This window comes from Fulvivirga kasyanovii, from assembly GCF_009711405.1.
Classification (GTDB): Bacteria; Bacteroidota; Bacteroidia; order Cytophagales; family Cyclobacteriaceae; genus Fulvivirga; species Fulvivirga kasyanovii.
Window position 1 is genome coordinate 4,545 of the sequence record NZ_SMLW01000489.1, and the last position, 8,934, is coordinate 13,478.

At 44.2% G+C, this 8,934-nt stretch carries 4 protein-coding genes; 2 read left to right on the plus strand and 2 right to left on the minus strand.

Annotation, left to right across the window (positions count from 1 at the left end; all coding sequences use genetic code 11):
• Positions 1 to 130: 130 nt before the first annotated feature.
• The gene (locus E1163_RS09440; protein WP_155171192.1) at positions 131 to 2,035 is read right to left on the minus strand and encodes an endonuclease; all 1,905 of its coding nucleotides are present in this window, start codon (positions 2,033 to 2,035) and stop codon (positions 131 to 133) included.
• Positions 2,036 to 2,960: 925 nt separating this feature from the next.
• Positions 2,961 to 3,572: a SprT-like domain-containing protein gene (locus tag E1163_RS09445; protein WP_221417970.1), complete on the minus strand. Its 612-nt coding sequence runs from the start codon at positions 3,570 to 3,572 to the stop codon at positions 2,961 to 2,963.
• A 462-nt stretch (positions 3,573 to 4,034) separates the two neighbouring features.
• On the opposite strand from E1163_RS09445, the gene E1163_RS09450 reads away from it, so the two are divergent.
• Together E1163_RS09450 and E1163_RS09455 are read left to right on the plus strand one after the other, a co-directional pair.
• A complete protein-coding gene (locus E1163_RS09450) occupies positions 4,035 to 6,629 on the plus strand; it encodes a cellulase family glycosylhydrolase (protein WP_155171194.1) in 2,595 nt (864 codons plus the stop codon).
• 113 nt (positions 6,630 to 6,742) lie between these two features.
• Complete coding sequence (locus tag E1163_RS09455; protein WP_155171195.1) at positions 6,743 to 8,695, plus strand: sialate O-acetylesterase; 1,953 nt, start codon at positions 6,743 to 6,745, stop codon at positions 8,693 to 8,695.
• Positions 8,696 to 8,934: the final 239 nt, after the last annotated feature.

Sequence of the window (8,934 nt, forward strand, 5' to 3'; positions counted from 1 at the left end):
CAGTTTGTCAAAAAGGCGATTTTGTTCTCTAAAACAATTATCAAGGATATCCTGCCGACTAATATGAAGGCCCGCTCAGTCAGGATCTATTCTGCAGAAGCGGGCCTTCTTATTTTTGACTTATCTTGTTTTAGTCTTCTATCATCAGTTTTTGACTCATCACTTTATCTGCGGTAAATACCTTAATGATATAAAGTGAATTAGACATTAATGAAACGGGAATGTTAGTAACCGGTGATTTATCTCCTGAGCACTTGAAGTCGACTACCTGACGGCCTGACGCATCAAAGATGGTGACGTTGACAGGATTGACATGCCCGTGTTTTACCAATAGGTGCTTTCCTGAATATGTGGTGGTTATCCCGTAAGTTACCTCAACTCCACCCGTGCGTGCGAGTGAAGAGCCTCCGCCCCAGATGCTGGCAACCCATTCAGGGTGATCAACAAATGGGTTCCTATTGCCCTGATGCGTATAAGCAGCCTCATTTCTGGCAGTTTCCTTTGCGCTTACAGGGTCGGCATTATGCCATGCAATGAGCATATTAAGTGCCCAGTCTTCAAAAACCTTATTGCTCGATCCATCCAATACAGCGTCGCCATAGGAGCTATTGGTTTCCCAGGAGCCTATAACATTCTCATAGCGTGTAGCCATATAGAATGCAGCCCTGGCGAAATCCCCTTTGAACTCATCAATGGGTTCGAATACCGTTCCGTTGTAGCCTAAACCTGCGGCTGAGCTACCTAACTTACTTCCGTTGGAGGATGTAAAGCTTGCAGAACCGACCTCTCCATAAGGGTAGCTGCTACGTTTTCCATTTACGTACCCATCAGTAGCAAAAATATGATGTACATCTGAGTTCATAGGCTCTACAGAACCACCAAACCAGCTACGCGGGAAGGAATGCTCTCTGTTATAGCAATCGCCTTCTCCTGAATATGTGCCGCACTGATCATTTGATTTGGTAAAAGTATAGGAGTCATTTCCATTTGGATTTTCAGAGTACATATCGAGTATGGTGCCGTCATTTTCATAATACTGATCCAGTTCATTCGAATTATAGAATGTCCATAAAGCACTGTAACCCTGAGCAGTGTGCCCTTTGATAATGTTGTGAAGTGCTGTTTTCAGCGTATATCCTGTAAGGCCGGAAGCACTATTGTAGTAATTTCCCGGATCACCGCCACCGCCGCCGTCTCCGGGATCGGTTGAGCCTATGGTGAAGGATACGGTTTCAGATGATCCAAAAGATCCACCTGACCCCAATGTAGTCCCTTCCGACTCTACTGTATAGTAGCCATTGCCGTAAGAGCAGCAGATGCCGTCTCCGTAAGAATCGTAAATAGTAAAAGTGTAATCTCCTGATTCGAGACAAAATGTACCGGTGTAAGTGGTATTGTTGCTGTAATTATTACCGGTATGCAATGTAGTACCGCTGCCATCTTTAATCGCCCAGCTTGTTTCACTGGCGTAGCTGTCAGTTTTTAAAGTGACTACTACATCGGTACAACCGCCGGTGCCGCCACCACCACCGCCGGAAGCTGTTGTAGGTTCGAAAAAGTCAGCATAAACTACTTCTGAACCATCAAATCCTGACACATCATAAAACCTCAAACCTACTTCTATGCTTGAAGATGAAGGCGTATAAGAAAAAGAGATTTGTTGCCACTGGTTTACTATTGACGGATCCGAATAATTCTGATATCCGTCTACATATAACCTGGCCCTCATGCCTCCTTCGGTGTGGTACACCCATACTGAGAAGGTATAATTTTGCCCTGAGGTTACGTTAATGGTTTGTCGCAAGTCAGTATCACTTTGTGATCCGGTACTGACGGTAATTCTAGCCGAACTGCCCCCTTCTTTCGTAATTGTGGTGTTTTCACTCAGCGATATTCCGCTATCAACGGTGGTCCAACCGTCAGGCGTATTTCCTGTCCAGTTTTCAAAAGAACCGTTGGTAACCTGAGCATCTGCCGCGTGAAAGGCAATAAAAGATAGGAACAGACAGGCCACTGTCTGGTAAAATTTTTTCATCCGATTTTAGGTTTAAGTTGAAAATCAGTACAATATAAAAAAATTATTCTGACCTGGAATTAATATGCGGTATTAAGGATATGTGAAGATATTGTTGTTAGGGGGTTTACAGTTCTTGGTTCACCGTTTACTTTTCTCCACTACACTATTAAAATTCCAGAATGACGTGCGACTCGTGTCTTTCTCATAAATTATTAAATTCAATAAAAACCACCCTAACCATCATCCTGAAATTTTCCATCCTGTGTTCCAAAATATAAGACAACCTTATGGAAAATATTCAGGATCCCCCGGATCAAGGCTCTGCCAGAACCTTTGACTGTTTGCAAACACCCCTATAATCCCCTCCAATGCTATTAAGCTAAGCTCACATTTCAAATGCCTGCTTATTTTGTCCCTACAGGACAATCTGAGCTAAATGGCTATTCCTACAAATATTGTATCCCTACGGGATTATCGCTGCAAAAGGGATTCGTAATTAATGACAAAGACAGCCTAATGTCCTGTAAGGACATAATATTTATAGAAAAACGAAAAGCAAATATGTGCCATAGGAAAGCCATGCCATAGAATAGAACTCTATTTTGGCACACATGCATGCATTTGAGATAGGAATGTGCGTTTTTTAATTCGCGCATTACTTAATCGATACGATATATGAATACCCGCCTTAACTTACTAGCATTGTAATCCCCTCAAGGGGATAGTTAGTGCCGTAGAATATTTAAAATTCCAATTTTCTAACTCACTACGACCACTTCCGACTCCGCTTTTCTAACTTCCGGCCTGATCACCGTTCACTCTATCACCGATTACTGTTTACCAATTACCGTTTCACCGCTCACCGTTTACCCTAGCAAACACTTCAGTCTTCTGACTTCAACCCCAAACCCCTTCCAAATTTCCCAATACCCAATACTCACCTCTATACAACCGGTTCTACTTCGGCGACTTTTGAAATGAGGTACTTCCTTTGGGTCTTGATTTCGCAGCAGATGTACCGTGTTCTGCGGAGGGTTTCCTTTCTGAATACCCGTTGCCTGAACTTGAAAAGCTGGCCTGCTGAAATTTCACTCAGGCTCACACCCGACCTGTTTTCATCATGCTCCTGCAGTGCCCTCATCAGTTGATGGTCATTGCAGGAGGAGGCTTTCGGATTTTTCAAATATTGTGCTAGTTTCCGTAACACCTGATCAGGAAAAATTTGATTGCTCATCATCGGGAGCATCAGCTTTTTAAAATTGTTTTTCCATTCCGTGCCATGTGGCTTTACGCTTCTTTTGTGCTCGTTGAACGTTACAAGGTGCGCCACTTCATGGATATAGGTGATCAGGAAAGAATAAGGGTTGAGGTCATTATTGACGGTGATGATATGCAGCTTGCGTTTAGGGTCATACCTGTAATCCCCAAGCTTGGAGGCACGTTTGTTTTTGATCTTGAAAGTAAAGCCATGCTCTGTCCATAACTTATAGCAATAGTCAATGGAGTGCTCCGGTAAAAACTTCTGAACTGCGGACTTAAAGCGTGCTTCACTCATAGGCAAAAAACTCCTCAAAAATAATCGTTTTTTTGAAATAGGCCACACCTGAATGGCTTCGGTTTGAATCGGTCATTTGCTACAAATGTTAGCGCCTTTCCTTCTCTCAATAACATAAAAGTCGTAGGAGGCATAAAATATAACATTCACATCCCTCATTCGAAACATAGCATACCCTCCTCAGACCGGATAAAGAATAAATTAGCAGGGTGGATTGACTGAATAATAAAGACACTGTCCGGGTCGGCTTAAATCTTTGAATTACAGCATGCTTTGGCGGAGAGTCTTTAACGGAAATTTGAGAGGTTTATTGCACCAAAAATTAAAGGGGCCTTACCCCCTGATAGTTGCATACTGCCTGCAATATTTTCGCTGATTTGAGCTTGCAGATTTAGAGATGGGATCAGTCATACCTGCAAACGATTTCTGAAATTCAATGTTCAACATAAACTCTATAAACCAATGATTAGAATCAACTCCTATGAATTATCCGTGCTTCCGCGAGCCGGAAGCGCCAACTCTTTTAAGTCCAAGTTGAAGGTGCTTGCCAATGGCTGGCGAAATCTCATGCTTCTGTTATGCGGACTGATGATGTCCCTTACCGTCTACTCTCAATTACCAACCGCGCAGCAGGTTGCTGCCAATATGAAAGTAGGCTGGAACCTGGGAAATACCCTGGAAGCTATTGGAGGGGAGACCAACTGGGGTAACCCTATGACAAACCAGCAACTTATAAATAGTGTTAAAGCTGCCGGGTTCAACACCGTACGTCTTCCCGTTTCGTGGGATCAGTATGCAAACCAGAGCAACAATCAAATTGATGCTGCCTGGATGGCCAGGGTGAAAGAAGTCGTTGACTACTGTATCAGTAACGATTTGTACGTGATCCTCAACATTCACTGGGACGGCGGATGGCTGGAAGAGAACGTGACTACAGCACAGCAGCAGGCTGTAAATGCGAAGCAGAATGCTTACTGGACTCAGATTGCGAATTACTTCAAAGCTTATGACGAGCATTTGCTTTTTGCCAGTGCCAACGAGCCTCATGTGGAGGATGCCACCGGCATGTCAGTATTGTTATCATATCATCAGACTTTTGTTGATGCGGTGCGTGCAACAGGAGGAAACAACAGTTCTCGTACATTGATTGTGCAGGGGCCGAAAACGGACATAGAAACGACTAATAGTCTGATGAATACCTTACCAACTGATCAGATAGCAAACCGCATGATGGTTGAAGTTCACTATTATTCACCTTATCAATTTTGTTTAATGGATAAAGATGAAAGCTGGGGCAGTATGTTTTACTATTGGGGGAATGGTTATCATTCTACGGCAAACACTTCTCGTAATGCTACCTGGGGTGAAGAGAGTTATGTGGATGAAACCTTCGGATTAATGAAGAGCAAGTTTGCTGACAAAGGGATACCGGTAATTTTGGGGGAGTTTGCAGCCAAAAAACGTTCAGGGATTCCTGAAGAGTCGCTTCATATCGCTTCAAGGGAGTACTATCACAAATATATTGTTCAGTCCGCTATTGACCATGGAATGATCCCTGTCTATTGGGATCATGGTCAGCCCGAATTTGCATTGTTTAACCGCAGTACCGGGGCAGTTGTTGATCAGGGTAACCTTAATGCAATTATGGAAGGTGCCGCTACTAGCTGCACTCCAACGCAGATTACTCCCTATGTTCAGGTAAACGGAGGATCATGGGCACAAACATCCAGCGCAACTCTTGATGCAGGAGGCAGCGTAAAATTTGGTCCGCAACCCAGCCAGGGAGGATCATGGAGCTGGAGCGGTCCTAATTCTTTTAGTGCCACTACGCGCGAAGTGACCGTTTCTAATATACAATCCAATCAGGCCGGTGATTATGTAGCTACTTATACCAATACCGGAGGCTGTACCAGTACACACACTTTTAAAGTAACTGTCAATGGCAATGCAGGCGGAGGTACCGGAACAATTTTAAGGGAGTATTGGACAGGGATTAGTGGTACCTCGATCAGCAACCTGACTTCTAGCAGCAATTATCCTAATAACCCCTCCGGAAGCGAGCAGTTATCATCACTGGAAGGCCCTACCAATTGGGGAAGCAACTATGGAACCAGGATCCGTGGCTATATCCATCCCGGAACTACAGGTAGCTATACTTTCTGGGTAGCAGGAGACGATAATACAGAACTATACCTAAGTACAGATGATAACCCTGGCAATAAATCACGGATAGCTTATCTGAGTGGGTGGACCAACTCCAGAGAATGGACTAAATACAGCACGCAGCAGTCGGCGAGTGTCACTTTGACTGCTGGTCAGAAGTATTATGTGGAAGTGTTACATAAAGAAGGCAGTGGTGGAGACAATGTCGCTGTAGCATGGCAAGGGCCGGGGATCAGCCGGCAGGTAATCGCAGGAAGCTATCTGTCACCTTACAGCGCTTCTTCCATTGTGGTAAGGGCTCGTGGAACGCAAGGGGACGAAACCGTTGAATTGCGCGTTGGCAGCCAAACGGTAGCTACCTGGACGCTGACCACATCATACGCTAACTATACTGCCTCCGGCAGCGGAGCTGTATCCGTATATTTTACCAATGACAATGGAGGTAGGGATGTTCAGATAGACTATGTTACCGTCGGAGGAACGACTTACCAATCAGAAAATCAGTCTACCAATACCGGTGTTTGGCAAAACAGTAGTTGTGGAGGTTCAAATAGCGAGTGGTTGCATTGCAATGGCCACATAAGCTATGCTACCGCTGGCAGTTCATCAGCCAGAACAGCCCAGGTTGAATCTGGTGTGTCAAATACAGAAGAGATAGTTGATGTCACTATTTATCCCAACCCATCGCAGGAAGGAAACTTTTCCATTACTGTTCCTAAAGCCATGGAAAATGCAACTGTTCACGTTTTTGATAACAAGGGCAGGCAGGTGTATGAAAATGTAGCCGTGGGAAGCGGAACATTAGATATAAATATAGGCCTTAAGGCAGGCGTTTATCTTATAAAACTTACTGCTGAAAAAGCCAGTCTGACTAAAAAATTAATCGTTAAGTAAACAATAGACCAAAGGATGGCAGGGATACACAATCTGCCATCCTTTGTTTCTGATCAATGATAAACCAAATTTCACTTTTTGGTTTTTAAGGGCTCATTTAATTTTTTAAAAACATGTCGGTAATAAACAGATTACTATTACGAACAGCCACTTTATCCTTTACGCTATTTTTCATTTTTAAGACTCAGTGCTATGCACAGATCACTTTATCCAAAGTCTTTGGAGACAATATGGTTTTACAGCGGGATATGAAAATTCCTGTTTGGGGAAATTCAGCACCGGGTGCACATATTACCGCAGAGCTGGGGGGTAAACAGGTGACAACAAAAGCCAGTCAGGAGGGGAAATGGAAAGTGGATTTTCCGAAATTCAAAGCCGGAGGACCCTATACGCTAAAATTTTATGAAAAGGGAAAAGCCGGAGAAGCTATTGAGTTCAACAATGTCCTGATCGGAGATGTCTGGCTGGCCTCAGGGCAATCAAATATGGAATGGCAGGTGCAGCAGGCAAAGGATGCTGAAAATGAAATAGCCAAAGCGGATTATCCCAACATACACTTTCTATTCGTAGAGCACGATAAAAAATTGACTCCTCAAACTGATATTTCTTCCGGGCAGTGGAAGGTCTGCGATACTGCCAATGTCAGAGAGCTATCGGCTGTTGCCTATTATTTTTCACGAAAAATACATCAGGATCAAAACGTGCCGATAGGCATTATCCAAAGCACCTGGGGCGGAACGCCGGTAGAGTCGTGGACCAGCCGGGAAAAGCTGCTTACTTCACCCATTACCAAAGCAGCCACACTAGGAAACGATACACTGACCTATGATCATTTTATTGCCGATAGCCTGAATTCAGTTCGTTATTGGGAAATCGTATATCAGCCACAGAACAATACAGATCAGAAGATTCCTGAGCCGGAATATGATGATTCCGACTGGAATGGAATTGAAATGCCGGGTGTGTTCAGGGATATCGGAATGGCTGGGTACAATGGGATGGTCTGGCTTCGGAAAAAAGTAATGCTACCGGAATCTTTTACCCGGAAAGACCTGACAATTAACCTGGGACATCCTGAAATGAATTATTCACTTTATTTCAATGGTACGCAAATATGCAAGAACGTCTGGAATGCTAACCCTACACATCATTATACCATTCCTGCCAAGCTTGTGAAGAACGGAGAAAACACCATCTCTGTAAGAATGGCGGTATTGTGGGGAGGTGGAGGTTTGAATCCTCCTGCGGATGAATTATATATTACAGACAGCGTTTCCAGAGTTTCTTTGGAAGGAACGTGGCTGTACAAAAAGGACCTTGAGCCTGCATTGCCTGAAATACAGAACTATCACTATTATCCGGAAGTACTATTTAATGCTATGATCAATCCGCTTATTCCCTATGGCATCAAAGGGTTTATATGGTATCAGGGGGAGGCCAACGCGGAGGCTGCCTATGACTACCGGACATTGTTTCCAATGATGATACAGGATTGGAGAGCGCGTTGGGGGCAGGGAGACCTTCCTTTTCTATTTGTGCAACTGGCCAACTTCCAAGCAGTGAAACCGCAGCCATCTGAGAGCGACTGGGCGGAACTGAGGGAGGCCCAAACGATGACATTGTCCCTGCCCAATACCGGTATGGCCTGTATCATCGACATTGGTGAGGCTGATGACATTCACCCGCGGAACAAACAGGAAGTAGGACGCCGTCTGGCTTTAATCGCAAATAAACTGGTGTATGAAGAAAACATTATAGCCTCCGGGCCTCAATACAAAAGCTTTAAAGTGGAGGGAAATAAGGTTCGCATTAGCTTTGCGCATACCGGATCGGGGTTGGCCACAATGGATGGCAAAGAGGTGACGGGCTTTGCAATTGCCGGGGAAGACAAACAATTCTATTGGGCAAAGGCTGAAATTGACGGAGATGAAGTGGTGGTTTCTTCTGATAAGGTAAAGTCACCCAAAGCTGTACGCTATGCCTGGGCTGATAATCCGGTGTGTAACCTCGTAAACTCTGAAGGGCTGCCTGCCGTACCGTTCAGGACTGATGATAGAATAGATTAGCAGTGAGATTTTAGATGTGAGTATTGAGGATCAGCCTGGGCCATAATGTGCCAACATTTGAGTGTGGTCTAAAAACAGAAAGGGCTTTGGTTTCCCAAAGCCCTTTCTTATGAGTTTCAAAGAAAATTACTCAGCGTTCTCAACTGAATCAACTTCTTCTACAGTCTCTTCTACTTCTTCAGCAGCTTCTTCTGCACCTTCTTCTATTTCTTCAGCAGCTTCTTCTACTTCTTCAGTAG